The 16,650-nt window shown below is 58.3% G+C and carries 19 protein-coding genes and 1 pseudogene; 8 read left to right on the top strand and 12 right to left on the bottom strand.

Annotated features, from left to right (window positions below; genetic code table 11):
- Positions 1–6: 6 nt before the first annotated feature.
- Positions 7–2,019: an acetyl/propionyl/methylcrotonyl-CoA carboxylase subunit alpha gene (locus LPA37_RS03385; RefSeq protein ID WP_229011427.1), complete on the top strand. Its 2,013-nt coding sequence runs from the start codon at positions 7–9 to the stop codon at positions 2,017–2,019.
- Positions 2,020–2,033: 14 nt separating this feature from the next.
- Here the strand turns inward: LPA37_RS03385 and LPA37_RS03390 are convergent, their stop codons facing one another.
- A complete protein-coding gene (locus LPA37_RS03390) occupies positions 2,034–2,825 on the bottom strand; it encodes a phosphate/phosphite/phosphonate ABC transporter substrate-binding protein (protein ID WP_229011429.1) in 792 nt (263 codons plus the stop codon).
- Between the two features lie 335 nt (positions 2,826–3,160).
- Between LPA37_RS03390 and LPA37_RS03395 the strand changes: the two genes are divergently transcribed.
- Together LPA37_RS03395 and LPA37_RS03400 are read left to right on the top strand one after the other, a co-directional pair.
- Positions 3,161–4,591 carry a PTS galactitol transporter subunit IIC gene (locus tag LPA37_RS03395; RefSeq protein WP_229011431.1) on the top strand — a complete coding sequence of 477 codons (1,431 nt, stop codon included), beginning with the start codon at positions 3,161–3,163 and terminating at the stop codon, positions 4,589–4,591.
- A 71-nt stretch (positions 4,592–4,662) separates the two neighbouring features.
- The gene (locus tag LPA37_RS03400; protein ID WP_228981643.1) at positions 4,663–5,427 is read left to right on the top strand and encodes a PTS sugar transporter subunit IIA; all 765 of its coding nucleotides are present in this window, start codon (positions 4,663–4,665) and stop codon (positions 5,425–5,427) included.
- Positions 5,428–5,488: 61 nt separating this feature from the next.
- Here the strand turns inward: LPA37_RS03400 and LPA37_RS03405 are convergent.
- A pseudogene (locus LPA37_RS03405) lies at positions 5,489–6,274 on the bottom strand (fatty acid desaturase); the annotation flags it as partial.
- A gap of 419 nt (positions 6,275–6,693) precedes the next feature.
- Positions 6,694–6,849, bottom strand: a complete 156-nt coding sequence (locus LPA37_RS03410) for a hypothetical protein (RefSeq protein ID WP_229011432.1) — start codon at positions 6,847–6,849, stop codon at positions 6,694–6,696.
- Positions 6,850–6,985: 136 nt separating this feature from the next.
- On the opposite strand from LPA37_RS03410, the gene LPA37_RS03415 reads away from it, so the two are divergent.
- Together LPA37_RS03415 and LPA37_RS03420 are read left to right on the top strand one after the other, a co-directional pair.
- Positions 6,986–7,315: a hypothetical protein gene (locus LPA37_RS03415; protein WP_229011435.1), complete on the top strand. Its 330-nt coding sequence runs from the start codon at positions 6,986–6,988 to the stop codon at positions 7,313–7,315.
- A gap of 8 nt (positions 7,316–7,323) precedes the next feature.
- Entirely contained in the window at positions 7,324–7,575 is a 252-nt protein-coding gene (locus LPA37_RS03420) for a hypothetical protein (RefSeq protein WP_229011437.1), read from the top strand.
- A gap of 163 nt (positions 7,576–7,738) precedes the next feature.
- Here the strand turns inward: LPA37_RS03420 and LPA37_RS03425 are convergent, their stop codons facing one another.
- The 9 genes from LPA37_RS03425 to LPA37_RS03475 all read right to left on the bottom strand — a co-directional run bounded on the left by LPA37_RS03425 (position 7,739) and on the right by LPA37_RS03475 (position 14,555).
- Positions 7,739–8,482, bottom strand: a complete 744-nt coding sequence (locus LPA37_RS03425) for a hypothetical protein (protein WP_229011438.1) — start codon at positions 8,480–8,482, stop codon at positions 7,739–7,741.
- 1 nt (position 8,483) lies between these two features.
- A complete protein-coding gene (locus LPA37_RS03430) occupies positions 8,484–8,858 on the bottom strand; it encodes a DUF1353 domain-containing protein (RefSeq protein ID WP_229011439.1) in 375 nt (124 codons plus the stop codon).
- Positions 8,855–9,349, bottom strand: a complete 495-nt coding sequence (locus tag LPA37_RS03435) for a hypothetical protein (RefSeq protein ID WP_229011441.1) — start codon at positions 9,347–9,349, stop codon at positions 8,855–8,857. The genes LPA37_RS03430 and LPA37_RS03435 overlap by 4 nt, the downstream gene beginning before the upstream one ends.
- Positions 9,350–9,389: 40 nt before the next feature.
- Complete coding sequence (locus LPA37_RS03440; RefSeq protein ID WP_229011444.1) at positions 9,390–9,599, bottom strand: hypothetical protein; 210 nt, start codon at positions 9,597–9,599, stop codon at positions 9,390–9,392.
- Positions 9,600–10,633: 1,034 nt separating this feature from the next.
- Positions 10,634–11,107: a hypothetical protein gene (locus LPA37_RS03445; RefSeq protein WP_229011446.1), complete on the bottom strand. Its 474-nt coding sequence runs from the start codon at positions 11,105–11,107 to the stop codon at positions 10,634–10,636.
- Positions 11,108–11,149: 42 nt separating this feature from the next.
- The gene (locus LPA37_RS03450; protein ID WP_229011448.1) at positions 11,150–12,058 is read right to left on the bottom strand and encodes a hypothetical protein; all 909 of its coding nucleotides are present in this window, start codon (positions 12,056–12,058) and stop codon (positions 11,150–11,152) included.
- 1,075 nt (positions 12,059–13,133) lie between these two features.
- Positions 13,134–13,697 carry a hypothetical protein gene (locus LPA37_RS03465; RefSeq protein ID WP_229011450.1) on the bottom strand — a complete coding sequence of 188 codons (564 nt, stop codon included), beginning with the start codon at positions 13,695–13,697 and terminating at the stop codon, positions 13,134–13,136.
- 60 nt (positions 13,698–13,757) lie between these two features.
- Positions 13,758–14,201 carry a lysozyme gene (locus tag LPA37_RS03470; protein ID WP_229011451.1) on the bottom strand — a complete coding sequence of 148 codons (444 nt, stop codon included), beginning with the start codon at positions 14,199–14,201 and terminating at the stop codon, positions 13,758–13,760.
- A gap of 15 nt (positions 14,202–14,216) precedes the next feature.
- Positions 14,217–14,555 carry a hypothetical protein gene (locus LPA37_RS03475; RefSeq protein ID WP_229011453.1) on the bottom strand — a complete coding sequence of 113 codons (339 nt, stop codon included), beginning with the start codon at positions 14,553–14,555 and terminating at the stop codon, positions 14,217–14,219.
- A 181-nt stretch (positions 14,556–14,736) separates the two neighbouring features.
- Here LPA37_RS03475 and LPA37_RS03480 point away from each other — a divergent pair, with 181 nt between their 5' ends.
- The 3 genes from LPA37_RS03480 (at position 14,737) to LPA37_RS03490 (ending at position 16,597) form a co-directional block, all read left to right on the top strand.
- Positions 14,737–15,033 (top strand): XRE family transcriptional regulator, encoded by a 297-nt coding sequence (locus LPA37_RS03480; RefSeq protein WP_229011455.1) that lies wholly within the window; start codon positions 14,737–14,739, stop codon positions 15,031–15,033.
- Positions 15,034–15,269: 236 nt separating this feature from the next.
- Positions 15,270–15,833, top strand: a complete 564-nt coding sequence (locus tag LPA37_RS03485) for an SGNH/GDSL hydrolase family protein (RefSeq protein WP_229011456.1) — start codon at positions 15,270–15,272, stop codon at positions 15,831–15,833.
- Entirely contained in the window at positions 15,830–16,597 is a 768-nt protein-coding gene (locus LPA37_RS03490) for a hypothetical protein (protein ID WP_229011458.1), read from the top strand. Before LPA37_RS03485 ends, LPA37_RS03490 begins: the two co-directional genes overlap by 4 nt.
- Positions 16,598–16,650 lie beyond the last annotated feature (53 nt).

The raw sequence follows: 16,650 nt of genomic DNA on the forward strand, positions 1-16,650 counted from the left end.
CACCTCATGTTCAACAAGATCCTGATTGCAAACCGGGGCGAGATCGCGTGCCGCGTGGCGGCTACCTGCAAGCGCCTCGGCATCGCGAGCGTCGCCGTGTATTCCGACGCGGATGCGAACGCAAAGCACGTCTTCGCTTGCGACGAGGCGGTCCATATCGGTGGATCGACGGTGGCGGAAAGCTATCTGCGCATCGAACGCATCATCGAGGCCGCGCGTGCGACGGGCGCGCAGGCGGTGCATCCGGGCTACGGCTTCCTGTCGGAAAACGAGGATTTCGCGCATGCGTGCGAGAAGGCCGGCATCGTATTTATCGGGCCGCCGGTCAGCGCGATCGCCGCGATGGGTTCGAAGGCGGCGGCCAAGGCGCTGATGCATTCGGCCGCCGTGCCGCTCGTTCCCGGCTATCACGGCGACGATCAGGACGCGACGCTGCTGCATCGGGAGGCCGATTCGATCGGCTATCCGGTCCTGCTGAAAGCGAGCGCGGGCGGTGGCGGAAAAGGCATGCGGGTGGTCGAGCGTAGCGAGGATTTCGCGGCGGCGCTGGCGTCATGCAAACGTGAAGCGGCGAGCAGCTTCGGCAACGATCGCGTACTGATCGAAAAATACCTGACACGGCCACGGCACGTCGAAGTGCAGGTCTTCGCCGATACGCAGGGCGGTGCAGTGTGGTTGTTCGATCGCGACTGCTCGGTGCAGCGGCGCCACCAGAAAGTGCTTGAGGAAGCGCCGGCGCCGGGTCTCGACACATCGTTGCGTATCGCGATGGGCGAAGCGGCGGTTGCCGCGGCGCGCGCGGTGAATTACGTCGGCGCGGGCACCGTCGAATTCATCATGACCGGCGACGCATTCTATTTCATGGAAATGAACACGCGCCTGCAGGTCGAGCATCCGGTCACGGAGATGGTGACGGGCCTCGACCTTGTCGCGTGGCAATTGCGCGTTGCCTCAGGTGAACCGTTGCCGCTGACGCAGGACGAATTGCGCGTCGACGGCCATGCGATCGAGGCCCGCATCTACGCGGAAAATCCCGCGCGCGGTTTTCTGCCTTCGACGGGTACGCTCAAGCATCTGCGGATGCCGGAAGGTGTCGAGTTCACGATCGGCGACGCGGCGGGTGGCCGTGCGACGGTGCGCATCGATAGCGGCGTGCGTGAAGGCGACACGATTACGCCGTTCTACGATCCGATGATCGCGAAGCTGATCGTGCATGGCGCGACACGCGACGAAGCGCTGGCCCGGATGAACCGTGCATTGCGCGAATGCGAGGTGGTCGGGCCGCACACGAACGTCGAGTTCCTGCAGCGGATCGTGACCAGTGAGCCGTTTTCGTCGGCGGATCTCGACACGGGGCTGATCGAGCGCCATCACGAAGCGCTCTTTGCGCCGCTGCAAAAGCCTTTGAAGGAAGCGCTCGCGCTGGCGTGCGGCGCATTGCTGACGCGCGAAGGCGGTACCGCTCACGGCGCATCGCCGTGGGATGCACTGTCGCACTGGCGCCTGAATGGTGGCTATACGCAAACGCTTTCATGGCGCGACGTCGACAGCGAAACGGCGTTTTCTGTCACGTTCGCGCGCGACGGCGAAATGCAGACGCTCGATCACGCAGGCCAGCGCGACACGTTCACGTGGTGGAGCGGCGAAGACGCGCATGAGTTCGGCGCGACGACGGGCGACTCACGCGTGACAGGTCGTGTGTTTATCGATGGCGACGTTTTCCACGTGTTTTGCCGCGGTTTCGCGTTTGCATTCGAGTGGCAGAACCTGCTTGCCCATGCAGCCGATGCCGAGCACAGCGAAGGCAGGCTGACCGCGCCGATGCCAGGCAAGGTAATCGCGGTGCTGGTCGAACCGGGGACGGTGGTGGAAAAGGGCACGCCGCTCATCGTGATGGAAGCCATGAAGATGGAGCACACCATTGGCGCACCCGCAGCGGGCACGGTCGCGGAAGTGCTGTATGCGGTGGGCGATCAGGTGGCCGACGGTGCGCAGCTGCTGGTGATGGAAGTGGGTTGACTTCGCGTGCCGGATCAGGCGAGGCGCGTATAGCCAAAGGCAAGCGCCTCGTTCTCCAGTTGTTCAATACGCGCATAGTCCGTCAGTGACAGCGTGGAAAACCCCTTCAGGCGCAGCCGTTTTGCGCGAACGGGGTCGGCGCGCAGCGCGTTATCCAGTGCACTTCGAAGCGCCTCGACGGTAGATGCGTCAACGTCGCTGCTGGCGACCAGCGGTAGCCCCGGCGACGCCTGCGTCCACGCAACCTCGCGCACCGACTGTGCGAGTTGAGGTAACCCGTCCCGCACGAACGCCATCGTCACACAATCGATCGCCGCGATATCCGCCCGGTTTCCGGCGATTGCCGTGAGTGAGCCGATATGCGAACCGGTAACAACCGCTTCGCTAAAGAACGAACCATCGCGTGAAAGCGGCGCGATCACATGTCGCAGTGCATTCATTCCGCTATTTGAGTGGAGCTGGTTGAATGCGACCCGCAGGCCGCGCGACGTTTCAAGCGAATGAACGGGTCCATCGGCACGCGTCATGATCACACTCGAATAGTTCGGACCGGCACAACCCGGCGCATCGAATTCCGGTGTCGCGACCAGTTGCACGTGTTCGTGCAGCCCGTGCATCAACGGGTAACCGCAGGTCTGCGAAATCAGGAGATCCGCGCGGCGCCAGAATGTGTGCAGCGGCTCGTCCGCTTCGACGATATGTGTCAGCGGCGCCGTGTCGCGCAGAACGTCGGCGAGAAACGCACGCCAGTCCGCAGCGAGGGCGGGCGTCACGTTGTACATCGGAAGCGAGGCGATCCAGTTCATGCCGCCGATTCTGGCATATCGGCCGGGTCGCCGCCGTGGCGCCTTGCGCGCCCGAGGCGGTTGACGTCTTTCGCTCTCATGACTCAACGTGGCATCAAACCGCTAACCCGAACCTCGGGCAACTGAAGGTCACGTCCTCGCTCGTCCGCCGTTTCCGGTATCGGGACTAACCCTGGAAGCGAACTTTTTCAGCCCCGACTGCTTGTGCCCGAAGTGGACAAAGAGATATTGTAAGAATCAAATGTACATAATGCGTCGCGAAAAACATTTTACCGGTGTCCGACTGGTTTGACCGTTCAGGGATGACCATAGGCAAAAATGGAGGAGATGAGAGCATGTACGCCATCCTGACTGGAATAAAAGCGGCAATAGACGCCCTGGGTCCAACAGTGCTAATGCCCATCGTGATCTTCCTCATTGCGGTCGTCCTGGGCGCCAGGCTGGGCAAAGCTTTCCGCGCGGCCGTTACCATTGGTGTGGCTTTCATCGGTATCAATCTGGTGCTTGGTCTGATGTTCACGTCCATTGGCCAGGTAGCACAAGCTATCGTGACTAATACCGGCATCAAGCGAGACATCATTGATGTGGGCTGGCCTTCGGCGGCTGCGATCGCTTTTGGTTCTTCAGTTGGACTGTGGGTCATTCCGGTCGGTATTCTGGTGAATATAGTCTTCCTGCTGATGCGCTGGACACGCACGCTGAACGTGGACGTGTGGAATTTCTGGCATTTCGCCTTCGTCGGTTCACTTGTCGTTGCGGCAACCGACAATCTTGCCTATGGCATTGCCGTCGCAGCGATCGTCGCGGCGCTTTCGCTGCTTTTCGCGGACTGGTCGGCCCGCGCGGTGCAGCAGTTTTATGGCGTGCCGGGCATTTCCGTCCCGCACCTCGCTTCGGCGCAGATCCTGCCCATTGCGATTGTGCTGAACTGGATCATGGATCGCATTCCAGGCGTCAAAAAAATTAACATCAGTACCGAAACCATCGAGCGTCGCTTTGGCGTGTTCGGGGAGCCGGTCGTACTCGGCCTTGTCCTCGGGCTCGTGCTCGGGCTTATCGCCTTCTACAACGCGGGCAAACTGGAAGTCGTACTCGCCAAGGTACTCAGCACGGGCATCACGCTCGCCGCGGTCATGCTGCTCCTGCCGCGAATGGTGAAAATCCTGATGGAAGGTCTCCTGCCGGTTTCCGATGCAGCACAGGCGTTCGTTCGCAAGCGCACGGGGGATCGTGAATTGCTCGTCGGGCTCGATTCGGCAATTCTGATTGGCCATCCTGCGGCCATTTCATCGTCACTGATTCTGGTGCCGATCGCCATCGTCCTGTCGATCATCCTGCCCGGCAACCACGTGATCCTGTTTGCTGATCTCGCGGTGATTCCCTTTATCGTCGCATTGACTGCACCGCTCCTGAAGGGCAATGTTTTTCGCATGGTTGTGGTCGGCACGGTGACACTTGCCATCGGTTTCTATGTCGCGAATGCGCTGGCGCCGCTCTTTACACATGCAGCCGTGGCGTCGGGTTTCAAACTGCCGGCTGGCGCCTTGCAGATCACTTCGGTGGTCGATGGGTTCCTGTGGGTACCTTATGTTGTTATCAAGGCCGTCCAATGGCTCGGCGCTGGCGGTATTGTTCTGCTTGCTCTGGTCGTTGCCGCTCTGTTCTGGCTATACCGACGTAATACGGCTGGCTGGGAACGGGCTGCAGGCGCTGAGGACGAACAGCTGGAACAGGTTGATGAGCAGTCGGAGCAGACTGCTGCGTGATTGCCGGTCGTACTGTCGCGGGTATTGATGCTGGAATCGGCATCCTGCGAGGATGATTCAAGGAGCGTACGGTGGTAAATAGTCTGATGGCGGTTCTCGAACCGGAAGCGATAGTGCTTCAGAGCGAGGCGAAGACAAACGAAGAGATCATCCTGATACTCGCTCGGGAACTCGAACGACTTGGCTATGTGAAGCCGGGTTTTGCCAATGCCGTGATAGAGCGCGAACGGTCGTTGCCAACCGGGCTAAAAATGGAAGGCGAGGGCAATGTCGCTGTTCCGCATACCGACCCCTGTCATGTCCTTAAGGCCGGGGTCGCGATGGCGACGCTAAAAAATCCTGTTGCATTCGCCAATATGGAGGATCCCGAGGAGAGCGTTAGCGTTGATGTTGTTTTTCTGCTTGCTATTAACGACAAAGACAAGCAGATCGAGACCTTGCAGACGATTATCGCAACTATTCAGGACGCGTCGGCGATAAGGGCTTTGAAGTGTGCCAGGACGCTGGAAGAAGTCAAATCGGTGTTTGGACAATGGAGCGGAACGAAAATGGCCAGGATTAAAACGATTCTGTTTGCGTGCGGCACCGGTGTTGCGACGTCTACAGCAGTGAATGTGGCCGTGACGGAAGAAATGAAGAAGAGAGGATTAACCTTCAATGCCCAGCAGGCTAAAGCTACAGAGGTTCTCTCGCTTGCCGACAACGTCGATTTCATTGTGGCAACGACGCCAATCTCTGCTTCCGTGACGAAGCCAGTAATCAAGGGACTGGCCTTTCTCACTGGCATCGGCAAAGACAAGGTTCTCGACGAGATTGAGGCGGCGCTGCGAAAGTAGTGTGAAGGTGCTCCGCTTTCGACGACTTGCATCCGGGTTACGGGTCGCCCCAGGCGTGTTCTTATGAAAGACGGGTGGAAGCAGACGGATTCCTCTGGATGAAATCAGACAGATTGCCATGCACCGGATGCGCAACCGGTGCGAATGCATAAAGCTTTAACCATTCGCTGTAACCCTTTACCAGAAAGCCTCCTGAGCGTTCTATGTATTGCTGGCGGGACGTTTCATAGACTTCCCGGAGTGCGAACCAGGGCACATGTGGCAGGTCGTGATGTATCGCATGATAGTTATTGTTCAGAAAAAGAAGCCGCCAGAAGAACGCAGCCTCATTGATGACTGAGCGATGCTGACCGGAACCGGCGGTGCGATGTTCATGAAACGAGCGCACAGACCCGACAGACAGCGCCGCATAGCCGACACCGGCAATAAAAACCCATGCCGGCAGGCCGCACGCTACGTTCAGCCAGTACGTCAACGCAACGAGCGCGATGCAATGCATGAGCCACGTGGGTACATCGCTCAAGTCACCCCCAGCGATCCTGCGAATTGCTTCGCTCGCCGTCGTCGCGATTGAAAACGCAGGTCCGAATAACAGGCGCCCGATAAATGTGTTGCGGACCGTGAGCAGCGCGCGCATCAGGGCCCCCGTCCGTTGCCACGCTCGATGCGTAACAAAATAGCTTTCCGGATCGAGCGATGGATGCGTCAAATGCGAATCGGCGTGATGCTGAAGATGCAGGTCGCGATAGATGCCATACGGAAACCACACCGCAAGCGGCGCGAAGCCGAGCAGCCCGTTCAGCAGGCGTGAGCGTGTCGGATGACCGTGCATCAGTTCGTGTTGAAGGGGTATGTTACGAATAAAGGTGAATTCTCTTTATAATCAAGCGTATGGGTCGTGTTTTGATGGTGTTGAAACGCCCTGAAATAGGCAGAGCCGACCTAATGAAATCAGATACTTACGGTAGTGTTATGAACAGGCCGGAGAGAGGTAAACTGTGATGATTAACAGAGTACATCATGCCCAACTTCCACCCTCCCGAAACAGGCCGAGACTGCGCCGGTTGCGAGCATTTTGCCGGCGACATACCGGATACGTTCCACGCATACTGCGTGCGCGGCGATACGATACAGGTTCAGACTTTCCGGGAAAGGGGATGCGTGCATTGGGTTAGGGCGATTGGGATAGATGACGATGCGCCAGCGCCAAAGAGGGGCTGGGCTATAGACGCGCTACTTGCGTAGGCTGGGAGGAAGGGGATGATATTAATTCTGGAGCGAGACCACTTCGCTGCCATTCAGGCGCGTGTTCGCGAAGAGTTTCCCGAATTTGACGAGGGCGCAGTTCGGCACGCGTCCAACGAGATCGCGAACGAGATTCGGCGTGGCCATTTCGACGTCTACAACATCGATGTCAGCCATGGTCCGATGGACGACGATGGTTACTACGTCCACTTCGAAGTTGAGGCGAGCGGGATGACGGTTTGTGTTCGGGTAACGGTAGACTGACGCGCCGCGAGTAGCGGGCTGATTGATGCGCGAAAGCGCGGGAGGCGGGATGTGCGAAGAACCAACCAACGACTGGATGCTGCCTGAGTTCATGCAGAAGATCAGGCAAAAAACCTTGGAGCGCTGGGCGGCAGAGGATGCATCGCCGCCCGAACACTTCGAGTTTGTCCGACGCGCGAGCCTATATTTCAAGTTTGATAGTTTCGCGTGGGATGGCGACATGGGCTACTACGTCGAGACATGGGAATCGGTTCGGGAGCGATTCGAAGCACGATGCGCTCTGCACGGTATCAGCGTGGAGAAGTATTTCGCCAGTCACGCAAAAAACAGTGAGTCGGTCCGAAACCACGTACGCGATGCTGTGCGAGCTAACTCATAGGAGGCGGGATGACAGAATCCGAATACCGCAAGAAGGTCCGTGCCGCGTTGCTTGAGGGGCTGCTGGACTTCGAGGGAGCCGTCTGCAATGAAGAAACTATGCGGGCGATGCAAGAGAGGGTGGTCGAATGCTCGCCGCCACGCGATCCGATTCAATGGATCGAATCGGCCAAGATCGAGAACGGCACAATGAATATCAAGTTGACACAGGAAGCGAAGGAGTTGCTGAGTGCGCAGGGATGGAAGGAGGTAGGCCGATGAAAATCCGCCACTTCAAACGACGCGCGCGCCGACCCGATTTCAGGCTTACTCGGTTCCGAGATATGACTCTCGTCGAGGTCAAGAGCCATGCCGCAGTGGCTCGATTCTTCGGCGAGACGACGCCAGAGGATGATGAGCGAGCGGCGCGGTTCTTTGGAATGGGCTAGCCGGTGATTGCCTTCATGTCTGCCATGAGGCCGTCCCAGTTCAGCCCGGGCGGCGAGATACCAGAGTTGGCTACCCAATCACCAGCGACTATTCCGTAGGCCTCATCGACGTATTCCTGCATGAAGGCGTTTGTGATCTTCAGCGTCTTGCCCCATGTCACGCAAGTAAAGGTAGCCTCGTCATAGGCTACCAGACACACGGAATGTCCACCCCATGTATTGGGGCCGGCGATTTCGGCTGATGCACCGGGCACGGTATCCCACATCGAATCTTGAGTTTGAGCGGTCAGCGGAAGCGCCACGCCGATGTATGCGCCGCCGAGATACTGGATGCTCAATTTCAATTCATTCAGATTCCTGGGGTTGAGCGTTGTGAAGGCAAACTTGTCATTGCCAACGCACGTTGGAAGACCATTCTTCACCAGATATTTGAGGACGGTTGTTTCAACCGCGCCTTCATCGACTTTGGGGAAACCACTGGTTGCGGCGTATAGCGCGAGCGTGGCCTCATCAGTCGGCTGATAGTCGAATCCAGTATTCGCCAGCCAGAGAATTTCCAGGTGCTCGATAGCGGCAGCCGTGCAGCAGCCGTACTTATCGTTCGCGCACATGCCCCATGCCTTGACGGGCTTGGTCCAGTCCACCGCCAGCGCGGGCTGCATCATCCGCATGTGCTTCGACAGATGCGGGACGCGTGGATCGTGCTGCGGGGCGAGTTTGCCGAGTTTGAAATTGTGCATCTCAGTTACTCCAATGCGATGCGCCAAACACGCGCACCCCGTAGAACATGAGAGCCGCGCGCCATGCGGGCACCCCGGAAACGAGCGATGCCTCGCGAAGCACGGCATCCGCGATATTCCGCGGCACCCAATGAAACGAGTACAGCGCGTCGTGGACAGTGCTTGCGGCGTGCGCAGAATCGGCGGTCAGCAGAAAGGCGACGGGCGTTCTTGGCACTGAGCTAAAATCAGTCTCGAACCCCGCTGGCACCGTGAACGTCTGTTTCGCCACGTCAGACTGATAGATCAGCGGGGCGGTCAGCCGCCACGTGCCGCGCCCGCTGTTCGTGGAGTCGCTGACGAGATCGACCTGCAGCTCCGTGAGAAACGCACTCATTGCGCTGGCATGACAGACATTTTCGCCGCGAGCACTACCGAATCCGCAGGTGCGCCAGATGCAGCCACAGCCTGAGCGGTCGAAAGCGCGTTCTCATACAGCCCGACCATGCCGACGACCAGTTCAGCAGCAGCGAAGCCAGCCTGAATCGCGGTCTGCGTTTGCAGGGGCATCGGCACTGTAGCGGCAATCGCGGCGACAGCGGGGATGCCCTGGCTGATCAGGTCTTGAACGTTCGTCGCCGTCACCGTCGCACCTTCGGCGCAAACCGCATTCACGACCGGCTGATATTTCGTCAGGATCGTGTTGCCAGTCTGGATTGCCGGGAGCGTGGGGTAGAGCACGGCGAACGCGTTGTAATTGCTGATCGCGATTTTGGTCGGAGGGCAAAGTGCGTTGGCGAGTTGTGCAGGAGAGAGCGTCGGAGCATTCGCGCAGCCGGCAAAAATCGCGAGCAGGGCGATACCTGCCATGAGGCATAGCTTTTTCATTTCGAGGTTCCTGAAGAGTTGCCGCAGATGCGGCGAGGGATTACTGAGGTGCGGCGGGTGCGGCAGGAGTGACAGTCGATGATTTGCTAACGCTGATCGGCATGTTCTTCAGACCGCCGTATCCCGTGATCGCTGCGATCAAACCCATGATCGTGTATTGCAGCGTCGGGTCTTGAATATGCAGGACGTCCATCAACAGCCACATCAACAGCAGCCCCGCGACGCTGAGTTCTTTCGAGTACGTGCCCATGTGTAAATGCTCCAGAGAGGTTGAAAGCCCCGAGGTCTAACCGGCTTGTGCCGTTTTATTTGGGTGCGGAAATAAAAACCCCGCGCGAGGCGGGGTTTGGTAAAAGCGTCGGCGATTCAACTGAACTGGTTTCGGCCTAATTCAAATGGCGTAAGAAACGCCTTTTCGACAGGCCAACCTAAATTGACGATTCTGTTTCTAAGGCTGTAGTACTTGACACCAAGTTCGCGCGCCCAATCCGATATAGATTGTGTGCGCCCTTGGTATTCAATGAACGGAGTGTTTCTCCGATTGTTGCTCTGCTCTAAATCTGTGGCCCATCGGCAGTTTTCTGGCTCATAATTTCCGTTGACGTCCGGGTAACGGTCCAAAGAGTGATCGGCAGATGGGCGCGACCCCATGTCAGCAAAAAAATTTTCGAAATCCTGCCATCGATCACAAACTTTTATACCTCTGCCACCATAGTGTCGATAGAACTCGACCTTTGGATTCTCGCAGCGCTTTCGCATTTCCTGCCATGTCTTGTACTCCGCCGAGACCATTCCCTTGCGTGCTTGACCGTGTATAGTCGACCGCTCCCGAGATACCGCATCGCGGTGACAACCACACGAAACAACTCGGCCGTCCACAACCGCATACAATGGTTGATTCGTCGATCTACCGCATGAGCAAGTGCAATCGACCATCCGGTGCTGTCCATCATACCGGCTATCATCCAAGACGGTGAGTCGGCCGAACGTCTTACCAACGAGATTTTGATATTTCTCGCGAACACGGTTGCAGCCGCATGACTTTGACTGGGCGTTCCTAAGATTCGAACAGGTAATTTCTTTGACGTTGCCGCAGTCGCAGCAACACACGACTGAGGTGTGGCCGCGCATCATTCCGTATGGGCCGATGACTTCGAGCTTTCCGAAGCGGGTTCCGAGCGGTATGGTAATCTTTGGTCTACCCATCTTTGCTTCTCCGGTAAGTGAGGGCGGCTAGGGCTGCATTGGTGTTGACGCACCTTTGCGGCCCGCTTATTTTATCAGCTATTTCGGACTGGAAACGATCTCGTCCGGCGTAAAAATGAAGTCATCTCGCTTGTTGCGGGCCATGATAAAAATCGGATAAGGCAACATGTGGATTCCGTGATCCTTGGCGCGGTGGTGCTTTTCGCACAAAACCATCATGTTGTATTCGGAATCAATAAAATCTGACGCATCCTTGAACGTTGTCCAATCGAAGTTCGGATGCAGGGTGCGCATCTTGTCCCATGAAATTCCGTCGCTGTCGGCCCATTCGGCATGAAAATGGTGAACCTCCCGGTTTTCCTTGCTCCCACAGACCCAGCATGGCGTATCCAGAATCGCGACCAAATGATGCTTGGTTTTGCGAAACAGGGCAGACTCAGTGCGCGGCGGATGATTTGGATAGAAGATATCCATCTCGATCACTTCGTGTTGCCGATGCTCGTGGACAACCCTCAGAGTGTCTTTCAGTTCGTGCGTGTCTTCGACGGGCATAAAAAAACCGCCCGGAGGCGGTTCCTGTGAAGTGGTGGAAAGTTACTGCGGAGCCATCGGAAGAACGGCTTTCAAAACGGGCGAAAGCGCTGAATTGGTTGTCTGCACCAATACGGCAATGAGATATTGAGAACTGAACGAGCCGATTGTTGCTTCGGCCTGTACCGCGCATCCGGCCGCTATCGTTACCCCATTCACCGTGATCGGTTCACTGTTCACGATGACATTTGAAAGCACCAAAGAGGCGGGGTTGTCGGTGCCTATCTGCGTGGTTATGTCTGGCATACCAGCGCTTGTAATCGTCGCTCCATTGAGAGCCAGCGTGCCATCAAATGTGATGACCACCGATTCCCTCGGATCCTTCTGCGACATTACTGGAATCGTGTTGAGCATCGGATTGCACCTGACATAGAAGGAGCGGGACGGCATGGGGGCATAGAAAGGCCGGGACGGGGCTCGCACATAAAATGACCGATATGGAAATCTGGCGTAGAACGCTGGATCGACGGGATAACTTGCCGCTCCGATTGTTGCGGTGATGCTTGACGATAATCCGCCCAGCGTTGCCGAGATAACCACCGGTGAAGCGGCAATATCCTGGACGGAGATGCTTGACGAAAACGGGCCGAGCGTCGAAATGCCGGCCGCCGTGGAGCGCTGTGTGACAGCACCGGACGACAGAAGTGCGAGCGAGCTCGATACTGCTGAATGATTCGTCTGTGTTGCAGAACTGCTTGACGCAAGCGCACCCAATGCCGATGACGCGACAGATGACTGGATTCGCGTTGCCGAGATAGCCGATGACAGCGCACCGAGTGCCGAAGTCACAGCAACGGACGCTTTCTGCGTAACCTGCGCGCTCGATGCCAATCCGCCAAGCGTCGATGAAACAATCGCCTCACCCGAGCCCATTCCGGTCGCGGTAACGCTGGACGAAAGAGGCCCGAGCATTCCCGATCCAGAAGCTGTTCGGGACTGTGTTGCGCTCGCTGACGACGACAAAGACAGCGAACTTGCGCCAACGGCAGACCTGGCCTGTGTCGCGATACCCGATGAAGACAGTCCACCAAGCGATGACAGCGCAACGGCAGCAATGGCAAGCGTGACGGTTGCCTGAGTGGCAAAACCGCCAAGGGTGCTGGCCGCGCTGGCTGAATTGCCCAGCGTTGCCGCGATGGGCGACGAAAGCGAGCCGAGGATTGAGGCGATGACCGCAGTATTGGATGCAACTACAGGCGTGTAGGTGATGCGGATTTGACCGCCGCCCGAATTTCCCCCTGCGCTGTTGCCATCATTGGCGCTAGAGCCTCCACCGCCGCCGTTAGGAAAACCTCCTGCCCCACCTGTACCGCTACCTGCTCCGGAGCCTCCACCGCCCCCATTTACGTTCGCCGCACCCGCATTGCCGACAGCATCAGGACCTGGGGCCGTGCCACCTGCACCGCCAGAACCAGCATCGCCCGCACCACCCGCACCTGGGTTGCCACCGGTCGAACCAGCTACGCCAGCGGCCCCGGCACCATCCGGACCCGGAGAACCCGCACCACCGCCAGTGCCATGTCCAGACCCGGCATTACCGGCGCCGGCCGATCCGGGAAGTTTGGTAGAGCCGGTTGCTCCGGTCGTCGTGGCTCCCGCGCCTCCAGCAGTGGTCGATCCACCGCTGCCCAGACCGCCGAACCCGCCATTCGCGCTGACCGGGCTTGCGGCTTGAGTAGTCGCGCCAAACCATGTGGGCGAACCGTTCCCGCCAGCATTGTGCGTACCGAGCGCACCACCCGTAGCGGGAGCGCCAATGCTGTACGGTACGAGTGTTCCCGGCGTACCGACACTGACATTGATTTCAGCGGAATAGCCGCCTGTACCTCCGCTTCCTGAACCACAGGGATCGGAGAAAAGCGCAGCACCGCCCGCACCCGCTGACGGCCAGACTTCGACCTTATCGACGGTCGTCGGGCAATCACCAGGTACAGGCCACGTGCCGGTTCCCGATGTTGTGAGAACGACGACCTTTTGCGTCATGGGATCAGACCGCCGGCATCTTCATGGTCTGCGAGATCGAGATGGGGACCGCAATCTGGATGATCGGGTTCGAGATCAGCACGTCGAAGGTCTGACCCGCGCCCTGGTAGGTCCAGACTGCCGTACCATCGGTGAATGTCGTGGTGCCAGAAGGAGCGGTCGTGCTCGATGTCCCTGCGGTCGTGCATTTGTACGAATTGCCGCTCGATGTGCAGTACTGGCCCAGCACAACAGCTTGCGAAGCGATCCATGCGGAGCCGACCGTGAAATCGGCTTCAGCCGTCGTGCCATCCGATTTATAGCCACGCGCGAACGTGCATGAGCCCCCAGCCACAGGCGTATAGGAGCCAGCCGTGAAGCTCGCTGTCGCGACCATGTTCGGGCTGCTGTACGACGGGGAGCCATAGGCAGTCGCCGAATAAGTGCCCGTGCAGAGGGTGGTATTGCCACTCAACGCCGTTTCGGGGCTCACCGGCATCGTGCCCGTCAGGAAAACGAGCGAGCCATTGTTATAAAGCGCGCAGTAGGCCGCGAGCGCGACGCCGACGCCGGATTGACTGGGGTTCATTCATGCTCCAGAAATGAAAAAACCGCCTCGCGGGCGGTTTGAAGGTGAGGGTGTTCGGGATTACGGGGGCGTCAGAAACAGCGCCTTTTCAGCGGCCCGACGTCGCACGAGACCGGGCAAAACGTGGCCGCCACCCTGGGTCCATCTGTCGAACTGAGCGGCAGCTCCCGTCATATCGCCAGCGTTAATCAGGCGAAGCAACGTGGACGAGCGGAAATTTCCAGCGCCCACGTTGAAAACGAAATCGGCCAGAGCATCCAGTTCGTTCTGATTCAGATACACATGCACGAGCGAGTTCACGACGAGGCCGGCGCGCGCCAGATCAGCGTTTAGCCACGCATCGGCTTGAGCTTGTGTGATCGTCATGTTCGGATGCACTTCAGGTCCGCAATGGCCCCATCCGCATGTCCATGGCGCGCCACCCGTTCCCGGATCGGGATACGAATGCAATACGCATCCCTCCATGCTCTTTGTGAGTGCGATGCCGGTTGGAGAGACGTACATGGCCATTCCTTTGCACTACAGAACCGCCAGAATCAACTTGATCGCCGCCGTCATCCAGTCGGGGAGCGTGTCGTGATGCACGATCCGAATCAGCGTCCACAACCCGGCCAGCGGCAATACAACCGGGATAAACACCTGTCGCAGCAGGAATCGCCATGCCGCCGCGAGCCGGCACATGAGCCGCGCGCCGGCCGCCACATCGCCGAGGATCGACCGGATAAACGCCGTGTCTGCGGCAACCGCTTTGGTTAGCTCCGTGTTCTCTTCTATTGCCGCCCCCTGGGCGTTAAAGCGCTCGACTACAGCGCGCCGGAAGTCCTGTTCAGGCATGTCGATCATGTCTTTGGCGTCCACTGGATCCCCGGAAAAAGAAATGCCCTCCGGAGAGGGCTTTGATAATTTTGATGCTTGACTAACGTACCCATTGGGTACTATTCTTGAATCACTGAGCCGCGCATGCCGTGTGGTTCGACACTCCGAAAGGAACGACCGATGAAAGCCTTTTTTCGTGCGCTTTTTCGCGCCAGGAATCCCCATGCACTACAAACCCCCGACTCCGGACGATCTGGAACGCCTGCGGACCCGCCTCGGGAAGAGCAGCGGCGGGATGGCCGAATTGTTCGGCGTTGCCAACGGGCGCCAGTTTCGCCGCTATCTGTCAGCGAACGAGAACAACAAGCGGGACGTCAGCGCGTACATGCTCTTCTTCGCCATGGCAAGGCTCGAATTGAGCGCCGAGGCTATCGAACGAATCCTCGCTCGCATGCGCCAGGCAGGAGCCAAGATCGATCTGTCGGCGGAAGGTGGCGAGTCGGAGCCATCGCGGGGTTAACCGCGTGTCTCACCGCATGCGGTGGCAATAATCCCGTCGTAGTCCCCGCCAGCCACGCTCAGACCGTCGCACCGGTCCCGGTCAAGGCATCCGCACCTGTTGCTGCGTCCATTCCTGCCAAGAGTGCTTCTGCGCCTCTGGCAACGTCGGCACCAAGCCAATCATCAACACCGGTTGTCGAGGTCGCTATCTATGGCGACGATCAGACATTCGGCGACGTCATCAACCAGTACGGCGTGTTGACGCTGACTTCGCCGAACGCGCCCACAAATCTTCAGACACTTTTGCAGACCGAGTTCAACGATTCGGGCGTGACGGTCGTGAATTCGTCATCAGGTGGCACATCGTCATCGTTGCAAAACGAGATGGCTGGCGTGGATGGAATGGGCCAGGGCGAGCCCGCGCGAATGACCGCATCAGGCGCGAAGATCGTCATCCAGGCTCATTCAATCAACGATTTCTATGACAGTGAATCGGTCGAGCAGTATCAATCGGACCTTGTTCAGTGGGTCGAAGATGCTCAACAGGCCGGGCTTCGGGCAGTTTTGCAGGAACCCGCACCGGTTTGTGATTCAAGCAATCCGATCCAGCCGGAATACGTCACCGCGATTGATAGCGTCGGCCAGCAACTCAATGTGCCGGTGATCCCGCTCTACAACTATGTGCAGTCACTGCCGGGCTGGCAGGCGCACATGCAGAACTGCGAGATTCCGGACGCCTATCTGGATCAGATGGAAGCGGAGCAAGCGCAAGCGATCATTGCGCCGATTGTCAAAACAATCATCGGGGGCCAATCATGAAAACCATTCAATCCTGCCGCGTGCGTCATGGCGCTCGCACTGCGTGCCCGGTCCGCGTGGATCACAAGCCGAACCGGGCGTGGCGCACCGCTGCGATAGCAGCGGCGCTCGGCTGTGCGACAGTAGCCGCGCACGCCGAGAGCTTTTTCCAGCTTGAAGCCGGCGTCGGCGGCTCGGGTTACAGTCGCGGCGCCGACGGCTTCTGGTATCAGGACGGATTCGAGCACAAGCTGCAACTGACCGCGCCCGCGTTCGAAGTCGGAATTACCGGCGATCTGTATCAGGCATCGCATTGGGGCCTGTCATATCACGTTGACTGGGCATGGCTCGGCACGATTCATACGCAAGCCATGGCGGTGCCGAACGACTACAACTACAACGTCGTCACCAAGGGCTGTAACGGGCCGTGCTTGCCGCTGGCAAACTACGCCGGTAGCGGGCACGAACAGGGTTTCATCCTGACCCTGGACCCTCACTACGACATCGGCGGCTGGCGCTTCGGCGTCGCGGCCGGCCCATTCATCCATCATGCGACGTGGGCCGAAGACGTCACACACATCGTCTATGCCCCGGGCGATCCAGCAATCAACCTGCACATGGCAAGCACAGATGGCTGGCGCATCGGAGCGGTAATCGGTGCATCTGTGGAATACAAACGCTTCAGTATTGCGTACCAGCACTTTATAACTCACGCCAGCTATGGCAATACTGCGCCCCCTATCTGGCATTCAGTTGATCTGTTGATCGCGCGATACCGGTTTTAAGGACCTGGTGCTGAATAGGATAAAATGCCGCGCGGATCGCAATCGAGCTCACC

It is taken from the genome of Paraburkholderia gardini (assembly GCF_907164545.1).
Lineage (GTDB): Bacteria > Pseudomonadota > Gammaproteobacteria > Burkholderiales > Burkholderiaceae > Paraburkholderia > Paraburkholderia gardini.